The sequence below is a fragment of the Brevibacterium pigmentatum genome (genome assembly GCF_011617465.1).
In the GTDB taxonomy this organism is placed as follows: domain Bacteria; phylum Actinomycetota; class Actinomycetes; order Actinomycetales; family Brevibacteriaceae; genus Brevibacterium; species Brevibacterium pigmentatum.
The window spans coordinates 841,801-857,548 of record NZ_CP050153.1 but is presented as its reverse complement, the minus strand read 5'-3'; the positions used below and the strand labels follow the sequence as shown (position 1 = coordinate 857,548).

13 protein-coding genes and 1 tRNA gene are annotated in these 15,748 nt (G+C 66.1%); 3 read left to right on the top strand and 11 right to left on the bottom strand.

What is annotated here, in order from left to right; translation table 11 throughout:
- Window positions 1–55: 55 nt before the first annotated feature.
- From gcl to GUY30_RS03655, 11 genes are all read right to left on the bottom strand, one after another.
- Window positions 56–1,849, bottom strand: a complete 1,794-nt coding sequence (gene gcl, locus GUY30_RS03705; RefSeq protein WP_167194191.1) for a glyoxylate carboligase — start codon at window positions 1,847–1,849, stop codon at window positions 56–58.
- Between the two features lie 81 nt (window positions 1,850–1,930).
- Window positions 1,931–2,818 carry a 2-hydroxy-3-oxopropionate reductase gene (locus tag GUY30_RS03700; RefSeq protein WP_167194189.1) on the bottom strand — a complete coding sequence of 296 codons (888 nt, stop codon included), beginning with the start codon at window positions 2,816–2,818 and terminating at the stop codon, window positions 1,931–1,933.
- A 35-nt stretch (window positions 2,819–2,853) separates the two neighbouring features.
- Window positions 2,854–3,678, bottom strand: coding sequence for a hydroxypyruvate isomerase family protein (locus tag GUY30_RS03695; RefSeq protein ID WP_167194187.1), 825 nt, complete (start codon window positions 3,676–3,678; stop codon window positions 2,854–2,856).
- Window positions 3,679–3,855: 177 nt separating this feature from the next.
- Window positions 3,856–5,133 (bottom strand): guanine deaminase, encoded by a 1,278-nt coding sequence (gene guaD, locus GUY30_RS03690; protein ID WP_167194185.1) that lies wholly within the window; start codon window positions 5,131–5,133, stop codon window positions 3,856–3,858.
- A 43-nt stretch (window positions 5,134–5,176) separates the two neighbouring features.
- Window positions 5,177–5,962, bottom strand: a complete 786-nt coding sequence (xdhC, locus tag GUY30_RS03685) for a xanthine dehydrogenase accessory protein XdhC (RefSeq protein ID WP_167194183.1) — start codon at window positions 5,960–5,962, stop codon at window positions 5,177–5,179.
- Window positions 5,959–8,337, bottom strand: a complete 2,379-nt coding sequence (gene xdhB / locus GUY30_RS03680) for a xanthine dehydrogenase molybdopterin binding subunit (protein ID WP_167194181.1) — start codon at window positions 8,335–8,337, stop codon at window positions 5,959–5,961. Before xdhB ends, xdhC begins: the two co-directional genes overlap by 4 nt.
- Complete coding sequence (locus tag GUY30_RS03675) at window positions 8,337–9,794, bottom strand: xanthine dehydrogenase small subunit (protein ID WP_167194179.1); 1,458 nt, start codon at window positions 9,792–9,794, stop codon at window positions 8,337–8,339. The genes xdhB and GUY30_RS03675 overlap by 1 nt, the downstream gene beginning before the upstream one ends.
- A gap of 195 nt (window positions 9,795–9,989) precedes the next feature.
- Window positions 9,990–11,450, bottom strand: a complete 1,461-nt coding sequence (locus GUY30_RS03670) for an NCS2 family permease (RefSeq protein WP_167194177.1) — start codon at window positions 11,448–11,450, stop codon at window positions 9,990–9,992.
- A gap of 274 nt (window positions 11,451–11,724) precedes the next feature.
- Window positions 11,725–11,815, bottom strand: a tRNA-Ser gene (locus GUY30_RS03665).
- A gap of 63 nt (window positions 11,816–11,878) precedes the next feature.
- Window positions 11,879–12,310 (bottom strand): nucleoside deaminase, encoded by a 432-nt coding sequence (locus tag GUY30_RS03660; protein WP_167200672.1) that lies wholly within the window; start codon window positions 12,308–12,310, stop codon window positions 11,879–11,881.
- A 32-nt stretch (window positions 12,311–12,342) separates the two neighbouring features.
- Complete coding sequence (locus GUY30_RS03655; RefSeq protein WP_167194175.1) at window positions 12,343–12,897, bottom strand: tRNA adenosine deaminase-associated protein; 555 nt, start codon at window positions 12,895–12,897, stop codon at window positions 12,343–12,345.
- A 73-nt stretch (window positions 12,898–12,970) separates the two neighbouring features.
- Between GUY30_RS03655 and upp the strand changes: the two genes are divergently transcribed.
- The 3 genes from upp (at window position 12,971) to GUY30_RS03640 (ending at window position 15,733) form a co-directional block, all read left to right on the top strand.
- Entirely contained in the window at window positions 12,971–13,609 is a 639-nt protein-coding gene (upp, locus tag GUY30_RS03650) for a uracil phosphoribosyltransferase (protein ID WP_167194173.1), read from the top strand.
- 288 nt (window positions 13,610–13,897) lie between these two features.
- On the top strand, window positions 13,898–14,716 hold the full coding sequence (locus GUY30_RS03645) for a winged helix-turn-helix transcriptional regulator (protein WP_167194171.1): 819 nt from the start codon (window positions 13,898–13,900) through the stop codon (window positions 14,714–14,716).
- 75 nt (window positions 14,717–14,791) lie between these two features.
- Window positions 14,792–15,733, top strand: a complete 942-nt coding sequence (locus GUY30_RS03640) for an endonuclease/exonuclease/phosphatase family protein (protein WP_167194169.1) — start codon at window positions 14,792–14,794, stop codon at window positions 15,731–15,733.
- Window positions 15,734–15,748: the final 15 nt, after the last annotated feature.

Below are 15,748 nucleotides of genomic sequence, written 5' to 3'. Positions count from 1 at the left end.
CTAGCCTACTCGGCTCGGGCGGTTCGGCCCAGCCCGCCGGCGGGTTGGACCCTGCCTATTTCGCTGCGGCCAGTTCGCCCATCGGGCTCAGCGCCGTCGGAGCGTCGGCCGGAGTCTGGGCGAGCGTCTCGAATTCGTTGATCTGGTCGAGGGCTGCACCCATCGAGATGTTCGTGACGCGTTCGAGGATGACCTCGACGACCACGGGCACCTGGTGTTCGTCCATGAGCTCTTTGGCCACCCGCAGGCCCTCGCCGATGAGTTCGGGGTCCTCGACCCGCAGCGCCTTGCACCCGAGCCCCTGGGCGACGGCCACATGGTCGACTCCGTAACCGGACGATGCGGAACCGGCGGTGTTGATGTTCTCGAAGGCCAGCGAGACCTCATAGTCCATCTCGAATCCGCGCTGGGACTGGCGGATGAGACCGAGGTAGGAGTTGTTGACGACGACGTGGACATAGGGGATCTGGTGCTGCGCACCGACGGCGAGCTCTTCGAGCATGAACTGGAAGTCGTAGTCGCCGGACAGCGCCACCACGGTCTCGCCGGGCTTGCCCTTGGCCACACCGAGCGCGGCCGGTCCGGTCCAGCCCAGGGGTCCGGCCTGTCCCGCGTTGATCCAGTGCCGGGGCCGGTAGACGTGGAGCATCTGGGCGCCGGCGATCTGACTGAGCCCGATCGTCGAGACGTAGGTGACGTCGCGGCCGAAGGCCTGGTTCATCTCCTGGTAGACACGCTGGGGTTTGATCGGCACCTCGGTGAAGTTCGTCTTCCGGTGCTCGGTCGACTTCCGTGCCGTGCATTCGCGGGCCCAACCGGTGAAATCCGGCGGCCCGTCCGACCGAGAGCGTGCGGCAGCCAGCAGTGCGTCGAGGGCGGCTCCCGCGTCCGAGGCGACACCGAAGTCGGGGGCGAAGACGCGTCCGATCTGGGTGGGTTCGATGTCGATGTGGACGAATTTCCGACCCTTGCGGTACACGTCGAGGTCACCGGTGTGGCGGTTGGCCCAGCGGTTGCCGATGCCGATGACGAGGTCGGATTCGAGGAAGGTCGCGTTGCCGTAGCGCACATGCGTCTGGATGCCGACCATGCCCGCGGCCAACGGGTGGTCGTCCGGGATCGCACCCCAGCCCATGAGGGTCGGTGAGACCGGAATGGACGTGAGTTCGGCGAATTCGACGAGGCGGTCGGCGGCATCGGCATTGATGACTCCCCCGCCTGCGATGATGATCGGGTGCTCCGCCTCGGCGATGAGGTCGAGGATCTTCTCCGCCTGCCCCGAGGTGGCCGCGGGCTTTGCCGGGGTCAGCGGTTCGTAGGCGTCGATGTCGAATTCGATCTCGGTCTGCTGCACGTCGATGGGCAGGTCGATGAGCACAGGTCCAGGTCGGGCCGAGCGCATGAGTTGGAACGCGGTCTGGAAGACGCCGGGCACCTGTCCGGCTTCGAGCACCGTCTTTGCCATCTTCGTCACGGGTGCCGCGATCGAGGCGATATCGACGGCCTGGAAGTCCTCCTTGTCGAGCACGGCGACGGGGGCTTGGCCGGTGATGCATAGGATCGGCTGGGAGTCGGCGGCCGCGGCGTAGAGGCCGGTGATCATATCGGTGCCGGCCGGCCCCGAAGTGCCCAGGCAGACTCCGATATTGCCCGGTGCCGAGCGGGTGTACCCGTCGGCCATATGCGAGGCCCCCTCGACGTGGCGGGCCAGGGTGTGGCGGATTCCGCCGTGGGCCTTCATCGCCGAATACAGCGGGTTGATCGCCGCTCCCGGCAGCCCGAAAGTTTCGGTGGCGCCTTCCTTTTCGAGGATGAGCACAACGGCGTCGACTGCGCGCATGCGTGTCATTGTTCGTCCTTTGCTCTAGAGCCGGCGACGACGCTGTCGCCGGCTCGGTTCATGGTGGGATCGCCTCGCCGAGGCGGTGCCTCAGTTCTCGTTCTTGCCCGAGAGGGCGTCGATGACGGTGAAGAGACCCGAATGGTCGAGTCCACCGTTGCCCTGCTGCACCGTTGCGGCGACGAGCTGGGCGACCGTGGCGCCGAGCGGGATGGCGACTCCTGCTTCGCGGGCGGCGGCGGTGACGATGCCCATGTCCTTGTGGTGGAGTTCGAGTCGGAATCCGGGGTCGAAGGAGCGCTCGAGCATCTTCTGTCCCTTCTGGTCGAGCACCTTGGATCCGGCGAGTCCGCCGCCGAGGACCTGCAGTGCCGCACCAGTTTCGACTCCGTAGGCCTCGAGGAAGACGACGGCTTCGGCCAGCAGTCCGATATTGCCGGCGACCATGAGCTGGTTCGCGGCCTTGACGGTCTGGCCGGCTCCCGAGGGGCCGACGAGGACGATGGTCCTGCCGACGGCGTCGAAGACATCGGCCGCGGCATCGAAGTCGGCTAGGTCGCCGCCGACCATGATCGACAGGACTCCGTCGATGGCTCCGGGCTCGCCGCCGGAGACGGGAGCGTCGAGAGGTTTGAGACCGGCCTCTTCGGCCCGGAAGGCCAGGTCCTTCGCGACATCGGGGCGGATGGTGGAGAAGTCGATCCAGGTGGCCCCGGCAGACGCGTGCGCGAGGATTCCGTCGTCGCCGGTGAGCACGGCTTCGACGTCGGGTGAGTCGGGAACCATGGTGATGATGACGTCGGCCCCGGCCACCGCCTCGGCGATGGTGCCGGCTGCACTGCCACCCGCCTCGGCGAGCGTTTGGGCCTTGGACGGGGTGCGGTTGAAGCCGCGGACGTCGAATCCGCACGCGACGAGGTTCTTGGCCATGGGCAGGCCCATGATTCCGAGTCCGATGAAAGCGATGGTCTTGGACATGGTGGGGTTTTCCTTCGAGTCGTCGGTGGTGAGGTTCAGGCGGTCTGGGCGGCGCGGTCGAGCCAGTCGAAGGCGGTCGCGCGGTCCTGTTTGTATTCCAGGGCCACGGATCCGGTGTAGCCGAGAGTGTAAGCGCGGTCGATCCAATCGTGCAGCGGCAGCGATCCGGTTCCCGGTGCCCCGCGACCGTCGGCGTCGGCGATCTGGATGTGGCCGAAGTTCGCGGCTTCGGCCTCGATGACGGTCGCGACGTCATCGCCATTGACGTGCATGTGGTAGAAGTCGGCGAGAACGGCGATGTTCTGGGGTCCGTCGGCACGGACCTTTGCGACCACCTCGGCGGCGTCGGCGTATCGCTTGAGCGGGTAGCCCTCGGCACCGGAGACGGGCTCGACGAGGACGGTTCCGCCGATCTCGGCGACCTCGCCGGCGGCCAGCGCCAGGTTGGCGGCGGCAGTGGCGTCCTGTCCGCCCGGGTCCTGGCCGTCGGTGCGCAGTCCGTAGAGCGCGTTGAAGGCGCGGCAGCCGGTGCGTCGGCCGATCTCGACGACGATGGCGACGTTGGCCGCGAAGTCCTCTTCGGCTCCGATGATCGAGACCATTCCGCGATCGCCCGCGGCCATGTTCCCGGCCCAGAAGTTCAGACCTTTGAGGGCGACCCCTGCGGATTCGAGGGAAGCGATGAACTCATCGACCTCCGCCGAGGATGGGGTCGGGTTCCCGTCGAAGGGCCACCAGAATTCGACCTCGTCGAAACCCGCATCCTTCGCGGCCTGAGCCCGCTCGAGAACGGGCAGCTCGGCGAGCAGGGTGGAGCAGTTGAGGACGTAGCTGCCGGGTGAGGTGAAGTTCGGGGACATGGAGCTCTCCTTTGAGTTGCCTCTGTTTTCCGTATTATGGAAGTTTGTTTCCATTCCGTGAAATCAGCATAGACAGCCCGCGGAGTCCCCGTCAAGACCTTTCGTCCCAGAACTACCTGACGGCGGCCCAGCAACCTCGCGCGAGGTTGCTGGGCCGCCGTCAGGTAGCAATTGGGGTCAGAGAGGGGTGCCGTCTACCCAGACTGCTGCGATGTCGGCCGGGGTGCCCATGGCGAAGATCTTTGCGAGGGCAGCTCCGTCGTCGGCGGCGTGGCGGATGCCGACGTCCAAGGGCTGGCCCTCGGCCGGGCGGATGAGCACGGCGTCGAAGCGCTTGCCCTCGCTCAGCACGCCGACCTCATCGAGCTCGAGCGCTTCGGCCCCGGCCTCGGTCGCCAGGTGCAGCAGATGCGCGGAGTTCAAAGCCACTCCCCCAGCCGGATCGAGCTGCTGCATGAAGTACGACTGCACGCCCTCCTTGAGCAGGTTGAAACCCGTACCCGCCCCGACATCGGTGCCCAAGGCCACTCGGACACCGGCCTCGATATGCCGGCGCAGCGGGAAGAAACCGCTGGCCAGGGCCGAGTTCGAGGTCGGACAGTGCGCGGCCACGGCCCCGGCCTCAGCCATGCGCTCGAGCTCCCGATCCTGCGGGTGGACATTGTGCGCGAGCACCGTGCGCCGCCCCACGAGCCCCGCCCGGTCATAGGTGTCGAGGTAGTCGAGAGCCTCGGGGTGGATCTGCGCGACCCCGGAGATCTCATCGACATTTTCGTTCAGGTGCGAGGTCACCCAGATACCCGGATTCTCCTCGACGAGGCGGCCGCCGGCGGCCAGCAGCTCCGGCCCTGCTGAGAACGAGAACCGCGGAGTCACCGCGTAGCGCAGCCGTCCCTTCCCGTGCCATCGGTCGATGAGCGCCTGGCTCTCCTCGGTCGAGCGCTCCACGTCGGTGAGCAGCGCCTCGGGCAGGTTCCGGTCGCCCGTGACCAGGCCGGAGGTGATCCGCAGCCCCGACTCTGAAGCTGCGGAGAAGAAGATGTCCATGGCTGAGGCGAAGTGCGAACCGAAGACCATCGCCGAGGTGGTCCCCGCCGAGATCAGTCCCGTGAGGAATTCGCCGGCCACCGCTTTCGCGTAGGCGGGGTCCCCGAGCTTCGCTTCTTCGGGCAGTGCGCATTGGTCGAGCCAATCGAGCAGCGGCCGCCCGAGGTGGCCGATGGCCCGCACCTGCGGCAGGTGGACGTGAGTGTCGACGAGTCCGGGGATGAGCACGCCGTCGCGGAGGTCGACGACTTCCGCCTCGGGATGCGCGGTGCGGGCAGCGTCGAAGGTGGTGCGGGAGGTGATGAGCCCGTCGTCGACGACGAGGGCGACATCGGAGGCCGAGCGCAGCCGGCCCCCGGTGAATGGGTTGTCCGGCGTATCGAAGACGCGGGCACGATAGATGACCACAGTGGTTCTCCTAGAGTCAGTGATGTCAGTCAGCAGAAAGGGTTCAGGCCATGCGGCCGAGCAGGTCCGCGGCGACGCTCACGGCGATCGTCGCAGGTGCTTTTCCAGGCAGATCGGGCAGTCCGATCGGGCAGCGGATGGTGTCGATGACCTCGGGCGCGAAGCCTTCGTCGGCGAGGTTCTTGCGGAAGCGCTGCCATTTCGCGTTCGAGCCGATGAGCCCGACCGATCCGAGGTCGCCGCGGGTCAGCGCCGCGGAGCACAGGTGCAGGTCCTCGGCATGGTCATGCGTCATAATGACCACGTGCGCTCCGGCCGGCAGCTCCGTGATCACCTCTTCCCCGACGACAGCGAATTCGCGGCGTATCCGCGCCACCGGCTCCTCCAACTCATCGAGAGCCTCGAGCTGTTCCGGCCGTGAATCGGACACGGTCAGGTCGAGATCGTGGCGGGCGAGAATCCGGGTGAGTTCGAGTCCGATGTTGCCGATACCGAAGATCGCCACCGAGGCGGGCACGGGCAGGGGTTCGAAGAGCATAGTGACCTCTCCGCCGCAGCATTGGCGACCGTATTTGGCCGGAGCCTTGTCGTTGAGCCGCAGGGTGAGCATCTCCGGGACCTGCTGCCCCTCGGAGAGCAGTTCCCGGGCACGGGTGAGGGCCGTCATCTCGAGATTGCCCCCGCCGATGGTCCCGAACAGGTCATCAGCGGTGGCGATCATCTTCGCTCCCGCCTCGCGTGGGGCATGCCCGCGCACCGCGGCGAGAGTGACGAGGACAGCCGGCACCCGAGCTGTGCGAAGCTCGGCTGCGGTGTCCATCCAGGTCATGACGGAACTCGTTGTCCTTCCCTCGCCGAGGCGGCCGCCCCCGAGTCCTGCCCGCGGGCTTCTTCGATCGCCCAGAACACGGCTTCCGGTGTGGCCGGGGACGCGAGTTCGACGCTGTGGCCGGGGCTCGCGAAGGCACCCACGGCTTCGCGCAGGGCTTCGCGGACGGAGAAGGCGAGCATGAGCGGGGGTTCGCCCACGGCCTTCGACCCGTACACGGCTCCGTCTTCATGTGCTTTGTCGAGGAAGGAGACATTGAAGATCTCGGGGACTTCGGAGAAGCTCGGGATCTTGTATGTGCTCGCCGCCTGAGTGGCCAGTCGGCCGCGGCTCGGCTTGTCCGATTCGTCCCAGCGCAGATCCTCCAGGGTCAGCCAGCCGGCGCCCTGGATGAAGCCGCCCTCGATCTGCCCGAGGTCGAGCAGCGGTGACAGGGAGTCTCCCACGTCGTGGACGATGTCGACGCGGCGCAGGGTGTAGGAGCCGTCGAATCGGTTGACTTCGACTTCGGACACCGCGGCCCCGTAGGCGAAGTACTTGAACGGTTCGCCGCGCATCTGGGACAGGTTCCAGTGCAGTCCCTCGGTGCGGTAGAAACCGGAGGCCGAGAGTTGGATGCGCTGGAAGTACGCGGTGTTGATGAGCTCTTCCCAGGTCACCGTCTTCGTTGAGGACAGTGCAGAGACGATTCCTCGTGAGATCTCCACCTCATGGGCGGGTGCACCGAGGATGCCCGCAGCGACCTGCCGCAGCCGGTCGAGGATCTGGTCGCAGGCGTTCTTCACCGCTCCGCCGTTGAGGTCGGAGCCGGAGCTCGCGGCCGTCGCCGAGGTGTTGGGCACCTTGTCCGTGCGCGTCGGCGCCAGACGCACCGTCGACAAGGGCACGCCGAGGGTGGTGGCCGCGACCTGCAGCATCTTCTGATGCAGTCCCTGCCCCATTTCGGTGCCGCCGTGGGTGACGAGGACGGATCCGTCCTTGTACACGAGCACGAGCGCTCCGCCCTGGTTGAAGGCGGTGAGGTTGAACGAGATCCCGAACTTCACCGGAGTGATCGACAGTCCTCGTTTGATGTGCTCGTGGCTCAAGTTGAACGCTTCGATCTCAGCCTCGCGGGCCTCCAGATCGGATTGGGAGATGAGCTGGTCCCAGCACGCCCCGATCCGCTCGGGATGTCGCACCGGCTGATAGTAGGGAGTGTCCTGACCTTGCGCGTAGAAGTTCCGGCGGCGCAGCTCACGGGCGCTCAGTCCCAGTTTGGGGGCGACGCGTCCGATGATGTCTTCCATGACGAGCATGCCCTGCGGGCCGCCGAATCCGCGGAAGGCAGTCTGCGAGGTCTTATTGCATTTGGCGATGCGGCCGGTGACCCGAATGTTGGGCACCCAGTAGGCGTTGTCGATATGGCACATGGCGCGGGTGAGCACGGGTTCGGACAGGTCGAGGCTCCACCCGCCGTCCGCGGTCAGCGTCGCATCGAGGGCGAGGATCTTCCCCTCCTCGGTGAATCCGATCTTCCACGACGAGTGGAATCCATGCCGCTTGCCGGTCATGGTGATATCCCGGGTGCGGTCGAGGCGCAGTCGCACCGGCCGGCCCGTGAGCTTCGCACCGAGCGCTGCCAGGGCCGCGTAGCCATGAGGCTGCATCTCCTTGCCGCCGAAGCCTCCGCCCATGCGCAGGCACTGGACGGTCACCTCGTGGGCGGGCACTCCGAGGACATGGGAGACGATGTCCTGAGTCTCGGTGGGATGCTGGGTCGAGGACTGGATGAAGACCTGTTCGTTCTCGTCCACATGCGCCAGGCAGGCCTGCGTCTCGAGGTAGAAGTGCTCCTGACCGGCGAACTCGAATTCGCCCTCGAAGACATGAGCGGCATCGGCGAACGCGGAGTCGACCTCGCCCTTGTCGATCGACAAGGGCTTGCCGTGGTAGCTGTCCGCGGCGATGGCATCGCGCACGGTCACCAGCGACGGCAGTTCCTCGAACTCGGCGGTGACGGCCGCAGCGCCTTCCTTCGCGGCTTCGAGATCCTCGGCGAGCACCCAGGCCAGGGGCTGGCCGAAGAACATGATCTCGTCGACCGGCAGCATCGGCTCATCGTGCTTGACGCCCTGATCGTTGACGCCGGGGATATCGGCGGCCGTGATGACCTTGACGACTCCGGGCACCGCATAGGCGGGTTCGATATCGATGGCGCCGAGGCGGCCGTGCGCGGTCGTCGACTGCACGGGGAAGGCGTGGAGGACCCCGGTGAGACGTCCGATGAGGTCATCGGTGTAGAGCGCGGATCCGGTGACGTGACCGAAGGCGCTTTCGTGGTGGTGGCGTTCGCCGACGACCGGGTCGGCGGGGCGCTGGGAAAGCTGGCTCATCACTTGACCTCCTTGCTGGTCACGGCCGGGTGGCCGAGCTGCTCGGCGTAGAAGCGTTCGAGGGAGGACCGCAGCATCGCGGTCCGGTATTTCGCACTCGCCCGGTGGTCGTCCATCGGGGTGCCTTCGGCGGCGAGGGTCTCGGCCGCCGCATGAACGGTCTCCAGTGTCCAAGGCCGACCTTCGAGGAGGGCTTCGGTGGCGGTGGCGCGCAGCGGGGTGGCCGCGACTCCGCCGAGGCCGATCCGGGCCTTCGCGATCAATCCGTCCTGAATGTCGACGGCGTAGCCGATCGCCACCGAGGAGATGTCGTCGAAGCGGCGCTTGGCGATCTTCTGGAACGACGTCAGCGGGGACAGCGGCAGCGGGATGCGGATGGCGGTGATGAGCTCGTCGCGCTCTCGCACCGTCTGCCGGTATCCGGTGAAGTAGTCGGCCAGTGCCACGGTTCGCGCCCCGCGCACGGAGGTGAGCACGAGTTCGGCTTCGAGGGCCAGCAGCGCCGGCGGGGTGTCGCCGATGGGCGAACCGGTGCCGAGGTTGCCGCCGATGGTCGCCCCATTGCGGATGAGGCGGGAGGCGAACTGCGGGAACAGCTTGCCCAGCAGCGGAATGTCTCCAGCGAGCTCACGTTCGAGTTCGGACAGGGTGTGGGAGGCGCCGAGTTCGACGAACGAATCGGTGCGGCGGATTCCGCGCATCTCCTCGAGCCGGTCGACGGCGAGGATATTCTTGGCCCGTGCTCCCTTGATGTTGACCTCGACGCCCCAGTCGGTGGCCCCGGCCACGACGGTGGCCTCGGGATCCTGGCTGAGGATGGAGGTCGCCTCGGCGAGGGTGGCGGGACGACGGTAGCGTCCGATCTTCCCCGTGGCGGTGTCGGCTCGCTGATAATCGGTGGCTCGAGCCGACGGGGCCGGACGCTCACGGCGAGCGGCCAGCGCATCGTCTGCGGCGGGCTGTCCCAGCGCATTCGCGGCATCGCGGATGGGACGGTAGCCGGTGCAGCGGCACAGATTGCCCGACAGGGAGTGGAGGTCGAAGCCATCCTCGCAGCGGTCGGGGCGGTAGTATTCGGCGGCCATCGAGGAGATGAAGCCGGGGGTGCAGTATCCGCATTGGGATCCGCCGCGCACGGCCATCTCTTCCTGGACGGGGTGGACGGTGTCTCCGTCGGCCAGACCTTCGGAGGTCACGACCTCTCCCCCGTCGAGGGCTGCCGCCGGCAGCAGGCAGGAGTTCACTGAGGTCCAGCGGGTTCCACCGGATTCGTCGGGGCGGGCGACCATGATCGCGCAGGCCCCGCATTCGCCTTCGGCGCAGCCTTCCTTCGCTCCGGTCAGACCCTGACCGCGCAGGAAGTCCAGCGCATTCGTATGGGGTGGGCCGTCGAACTCGCGGACGGTCCCGTTGATTGTCACTTCGGCAGTTGACTGGTCCGTTGTCGCTGCGGACATCGCACTTCACACCTCCCGCGCCTCTCCACTGAGGCGCACAGTGCATGGTTGGAACAATTTGCTTCGTTCTTCGAGCCTCTGGTTATCCATGCGAACAGCGCAGAAGAACGCGGATGAGGGGACTGGGCGTCCCCGCAGGTCAAGCCCCGTGGGCGATCTGACCCTTTCCCCAAGCTGAGTGTCCAACCGTTGTTCTCATGCCCCCAAGATAGCCGAAATCGGGCCGCGAACGAAGTACAGGACGAATCCGGCCGAGACGACCCACAGCAGCCAGTGGACCTGGCGGGCACGGTTGCTCATGGCGTGGATGAGCGCCCAGGAGATGAATCCGACGCCGATTCCGTTGGCGATCGAATATGTCAGCGGCATCGTCACCATGGTGAGGAAGACCGGCAGCGAGGTGCGGAAGTCGGTCATGTCGATCTCACGGATCTGCGTGACCATCATGGCGCCGACGACGACGAGCGCCGCGGCTCCGGCTTCCATCGGGATGACGGCGATGAGCGGTGAGAAGAACATCGACAGCAGGAACAGCACACCGGTGATGCAGGCGGCCAGACCCGTGCGTGCGCCTTCGGCGATTCCGGCTGCGGAGTCGACGAAGACCGTGTTCGACGATGCGGAGGCACCGCCGCCGAAGACCGCGCCGAGACCCTCGACGATGAAGGCTCCGCGGATGCGCGGGAACATTCCGTCCTCTGTCTGCAGTCCGGCGCTGCGGGCCAGACCGGTCATCGAGCCCATGGCGTCGAAGAAGTTCGTGAACACGAGGGTGAACACGAGCATCGTGGCTGCGAGGACTCCGATGTGCTGGAAGCCGCCGACGAGGTCGAAGGCGCCGATGAGACCGAAGTCGGGAAGGGCGATGACCTGTTTCGGGAATTCCGGCGCGGAGAGGTTCCAGCCCAGCGGGTCCGGATTGACCGGGTCGCCGACGGTGCCGAGCTTCGCAAACGCCTGGATGATGATCGCGGCGATCGTGGCCACGATGATGCCGATGAGGATGCCGCCGGGAATCCTCCGCGCCACGAGGATGCCGATGAGGACGAGCGCGAAGACGAAGACCAGCGTCGGCAGGGAGCCGATCGATCCGTCCTGGCCCAGCTGGACGGGTGGGCCCGCGGGGGTGCGCGTGACGAACCCCGCGTTGACGAAACCGATGAAGGCGATGAAGAGTCCGATGCCCACCGTGATGGCGATCTTCAGCGCGTGTGGGACGGCGTTGAAGATCGCGGTGCGGATGCCCGTGGCACCGAGGACGACGATGATGACGCCGTTGATGACCACCAGTCCCATCGCGTCGGCCCAGGTGACCTCCTGAACGACGGACACAGCGAGGAAGCTGTTCATGCCCAGGCCTGCGGCCAGGCCGAAGGGCAGTCGGGCGACGACGCCGAAGAGGATCGTGATGACGCCGGCGACGAGCCCGGTGACCGCGGTCAGCTGGGCGAAGTCGAGGCTGTCACCGGCGATGTCCTGGGAACCGCCGAGGATGAGCGGATTGAGGACGACGATATAGGCCATCGCGACGAAGGCGACGATGCCTCCGCGGATCTCCTGCTTGATCGTCGAGCCTCGATGGGTGATTTCGAAGAATTTGTCGAGAAGCCCCGGTCTCGAAGATGCGGTCTGCACCGCTTGGTCGTTGTCAGCCATTTTCATGGACCACCTCAGGTTGTTCGATTTGGTCAGCCGGCGACATCATCGTCGTCGGCCCTGCGCCTTGAACATGCGCAATGAAACAGTCGAGTCTTCAGCCCCGGATACCGAAAAGTAATTCCATATCCCGGAAAACTCTTTCTGTTTCACCGAGCAAGTCTCGCCGCTCGACCCCGGTGTGTCAATCATCACACCTCTGCCCGCGCCGATGCCATCCTTCGACGAAACAGACGAAACCCCTGATCAGTTGCGTCTGATCAGGGGTTTCCCTTGGCGGTGGCGGTGGGATTTGAACCCACGGTAGGGGGTTGCCCTACACAACATTTCGAGTGTTGCACCTTCGGCCGCTCGGACACGCCACCGCCGACAACTGTACAGCGGTGGACTTTCTGCGTCCAAATCGGTTCGCCGTGAGCTGGGACACGTCAGCGTCGGGCCGCGAAGAACTCCCTCAGCAGGGCCCGGCTCTCCTCCGCTCGGACGCACGAGGTGACCTCCGGATGGTGGAGTGCAGCGCGGTCGCGAAGCAGGTCCCAGACCGATCCGACCGCCCCGGCCTTGTCGTCATAGGCACCGAATACGACTCGGTCGATGCGGGAACCGACGAGGGCGCCGGCGCACATCACGCACGGTTCCAGCGTGACGACGAGGGTGCAGCCGTCCAACCGCCACTCGCCCCGCACCGAGGCGGCGGCTGAGATCGCCATGAGCTCGGCGTGGCCGAGCGGGTCGGCATCAACCTCGCGCCGATTGTGACCGCGCCCGATGATCTCACCGCCGGCGTCGATGACGACGGCCCCGACGGGAACGTCGTCATGGGCGGGCGCGAGGGCCGCCTCGGCGAGGGCATGCCCCATCCATTCATCGAACCGGGTCACGGACGCAGCGGTCAGCGTGCGGCCTCGAGCTGATCGGCGAAGCCGACGGTCTCACCGACATGGGCGACAACGCGGGCCGGGTCGGACCGATAGCTTTCGACCTGGTCGATGAGCGTGGCGGCAGAGACTCCGCGGTCGGAGTAGATATCGGCGTCTCCGCCCCATTCGGCGTCGGCGTCGAACTCGAGCATCTCGACCTCGTCATCATCGTCATCGTCCTCGTCGACCGTGCCTTCATCCTCCTCGGCGCCGAAGTCCTCTTCGGGTTCGGCGTCGTAGGCATCGGGACGGGAATCGAGGAAGTCGGCGAAGATCTCCGCGAACGGGCTCGCCTCGACCGCGGCGAGATCGGAGAGGAAGATCTTGACCTCGTTGTTCCGGCACAGGCGCACGAGCCCGAACCATTCGTCTTCGTGTTCGATGACGGCCACAGCCTCGCCGTCGTCGCCGGCGGCCGAACGCATCATATCGACGAGGTCGTCGAGGTCGTTCGCGTCACGGACGTCGACATCGAGGGCGCGGAAGCCATCGCCGGAATCGGCCAGGATCTCAGTGAAGTACGACATGCCTCCATTGTGGACGCTTCGCCCCGCGTTGACCACTGCCGGAGAGGCGAAGTTCTCCCGTACCATTTGAGGTATGCATCTTCACGTAGCCGATCACCCGCTCATCGCCCACAAACTCACCGCTCTGCGCGATGTGAACACGGATTCCGCTCGCTTCCGGCAGCTCACCGAAGAGCTCGTCATGCTGCTGGCCTACGAGGCGACCCGATCGGTGTCGGTCGAGGACAAGGAGATCTCGACCCCGGTGACGACGACCACCGGCACCCGCATCGCCGAACCCCGCCCCGTCGTGGTCCCGATCCTGCGCGCCGGCCTCGGCATGCTCGACGGAATGCTGCGCATCCTCCCCACCGCCGAGGTGGGCTTCCTCGGAATGGTCCGTGACGAGACGACCTTCGAGCCCAGCGCCTATGCCGACCGTCTGCCCGATGACCTCACCGGACGGCAGATCTTCGTCGTCGATCCGATGCTCGCCACCGGCGGCACCCTGGCCATGGCCATCGACTTCCTGCTCGCGCGCGGGGCTCGCGACGTCACCGCAGTGTGCCTCGTCTCCGCACCCGAGGGCGTCCAGCGCATCGAACGCGACTACAGCGATTCCGCCGAGGTGAAGGTGTACACGGCGGCGCTCGACGAGAAGCTCAATGAGAAGGGCTACATCGTGCCCGGGCTCGGCGATGCCGGGGACCGGATGTACGGAATCGTCGACTGAGCGCACGCGCGGATGACGATGTCGGTCGTCCGCCTCGGCGACTGCGACGTCATATTTCGTCACAGTCGTCTCATTTTCGGACTTCTCTTTGCGCGGTCGAAGTTTTGTGACAAATAATGAAGCCATGACTTCGACGATCCATCAGATGCGAATGCCGGGCGCATACATGTGTATGCCCTGCGTTCGTGGTCGGTGATCGTACTCCCGCTGTCCGGCCTCGAACGAGTTCACTCAAGCAGCGGACTCTTCCAGTCATATCGACCTCATGGTCGAAAGCAAAGGACAGCTATGCCGAATCCAGAACCCGCCTACGTCCACCCACGCAGCGCAGTGGCCACTCGACGTGCAGGAGCCAGGTTGAGCGCAGTCGACCCTCAGAACCCACCGCATACCTACGGGCCCGCCGGTGTGGTGCCCTCACCGAAGGCCGCTCGCGGAATCATCGTCTACGTCGGACTCGATGAGACCAAGGCCGCAGCCGACGGCACGAACCTGTCGGCGATCGCAGCCGAGCTGCAGGCCTACGCCAAGGAACTGGCCAGCCAGGCCGAGACCCAGGCCGTCATCGCATTGGCGCCGGAGGGCCGCGGCAGCGATATCGACGCTGTGCGCGCCGTGGCCAACGGCTCCCCTGCCGCGACCGGTGCACCGGCTGCGACTCACGGTCCCGTGCGTTCGCGCATTCCCAACCGCATCCACCCGCCGGCGCTGCGCGAGGATTCCGCTCCGGCGGCTCCCGCACCCCGCGGTTTCGGCGGACGTGCCGGCGACGCCTACACCCAGGCGACCGGCGAACGCCTGCGCATCGACATTCCCCGCCGCGAAGTCCGCATCGACGGTGACCTCGTCGACGTCACAACGAAGGAATTCGATCTTCTCGCCACCCTCGTCTCCCACGCCGATGAGACCCTGCCCCGTGAGGACCTCATCACCGCGGTGTGGTCCGGCGGTGAGGTTCCCGACGAACGCACCGTGGACGTCCACATCCGCCGACTGCGGCGCCGCCTCGGCGAATACGCTTCCGTGGTGCGCACGATGAGGGGTTCGGGATATCGCTACGACACCCACCCCGATGTGACGGTGTGGAGTGCGACTGCGCGTCGCTGATGTCGTGCGGCTGTGAGCCGCGTCGCAAGTCGCTTCCAGCGTGGGGCCAGACTTCCCGGTTAAGATCGTTGATCGATGAACCAGGCATATTCCACACCGCGCAGAAGGCACAGCCCCGCGAAGGGCATCACCGCATTGATCTTCGGGATCCTCTATGCGGCATTCCTGCTTCTCCACAATCTGCTGCCGACGCGGATGGGCATCGCGCTCATCCTCGAATCGGCACTGCCGTGGACGGGAATCTTCCTCGCGCTGGTGCTGCTCATGTTCCTCATCCGCTTCTCGTGGCTCTCGGCCATCGGATTCCTCGTGCCTGCTCTCGTGTGGACGGGGATGTTCGGCCCCGCCCTGCTGCCGAATGAGGATTCCGGTGATCCGGACCTGACGGTGGCCACCCACAATGTGGGTGCGAGGATGCCGCAGCCCACGGCGGCCGCGCAGAACATCGTCGACCGTGATCCGGACATCGTCACGATCCAGGAGCTCGAGTCCCTGTCCGGCAAGATCATCCACAAGGAGCTCGACTCCTCGTTCGAGCATTCGCAGGTCGTCGACACCATCGGCGTGTGGTCGAAGTGGCCGATGTCGGAGCCGGAGGAGGTCGACCTCGGCCTGCAGTGGCCGCGCGCGTTCGCGACCACGATCTCGACCGACCACGGAGACATCCGCTTCTATGCCGTGCATATGCCGTCGGTACGTCCGGGCCACGAGTCGATGCGCAATGCCGCCCTGCGCCGACTGGCCACGACCGTGGAGACCGACGGCGCCGAGCATGTGATCATCGCCGGCGACTTCAACACGGCGACGACGGACAACAATATGGAGACCTTGGTGCCGCCGCTGGAGGATACCCGGGAAGAGGCCCGAGGCGGTTTCGGCTTCACCTGGCCGTCCCAGTTCCCCGTCACCCGGCTCGACCATGTTCTCTATCGTGGTTTCGACGCCACCTCCGACGAGGTGCTCGAACGCGGATCGAGCGACCACCGCGCCGTCCTCGCCGGGCTCAACCTCAAGTAGCCGAGGTCAGTTCGT

What these genes read in the sequence shown, in the direction of transcription:
- GUY30_RS03655 (WP_167194175.1), bottom strand. Translation starts at nt 12,897, where the DNA reads ATGTCGTACTTCACTGAGATCCTGGCCGATTCCGGCGATGGCTTCCGC.
- GUY30_RS03640 (WP_167194169.1), top strand. Translation starts at nt 14,792, where the DNA reads ATGAACCAGGCATATTCCACACCGCGCAGAAGGCACAGCCCCGCGAAG.
- GUY30_RS03660 (WP_167200672.1), bottom strand. Translation starts at nt 12,310, where the DNA reads ATGGGGCATGCCCTCGCCGAGGCGGCCCTCGCGCCCGCCCATGACGAC.
- xdhB (WP_167194181.1), bottom strand. Translation starts at nt 8,337, where the DNA reads ATGAGCCAGCTTTCCCAGCGCCCCGCCGACCCGGTCGTCGGCGAACGC.
- xdhC (WP_167194183.1), bottom strand. Translation starts at nt 5,962, where the DNA reads ATGACCTGGATGGACACCGCAGCCGAGCTTCGCACAGCTCGGGTGCCG.
- GUY30_RS03675 (WP_167194179.1), bottom strand. Translation starts at nt 9,794, where the DNA reads ATGTCCGCAGCGACAACGGACCAGTCAACTGCCGAAGTGACAATCAAC.
- GUY30_RS03695 (WP_167194187.1), bottom strand. Translation starts at nt 3,678, where the DNA reads ATGTCCCCGAACTTCACCTCACCCGGCAGCTACGTCCTCAACTGCTCC.
- upp (WP_167194173.1), top strand. Translation starts at nt 12,971, where the DNA reads ATGCATCTTCACGTAGCCGATCACCCGCTCATCGCCCACAAACTCACC.
- GUY30_RS03645 (WP_167194171.1), top strand. Translation starts at nt 13,898, where the DNA reads ATGCCGAATCCAGAACCCGCCTACGTCCACCCACGCAGCGCAGTGGCC.
- GUY30_RS03670 (WP_167194177.1), bottom strand. Translation starts at nt 11,450, where the DNA reads ATGGCTGACAACGACCAAGCGGTGCAGACCGCATCTTCGAGACCGGGG.
- GUY30_RS03700 (WP_167194189.1), bottom strand. Translation starts at nt 2,818, where the DNA reads ATGTCCAAGACCATCGCTTTCATCGGACTCGGAATCATGGGCCTGCCC.
- gcl (WP_167194191.1), bottom strand. Translation starts at nt 1,849, where the DNA reads ATGACACGCATGCGCGCAGTCGACGCCGTTGTGCTCATCCTCGAAAAG.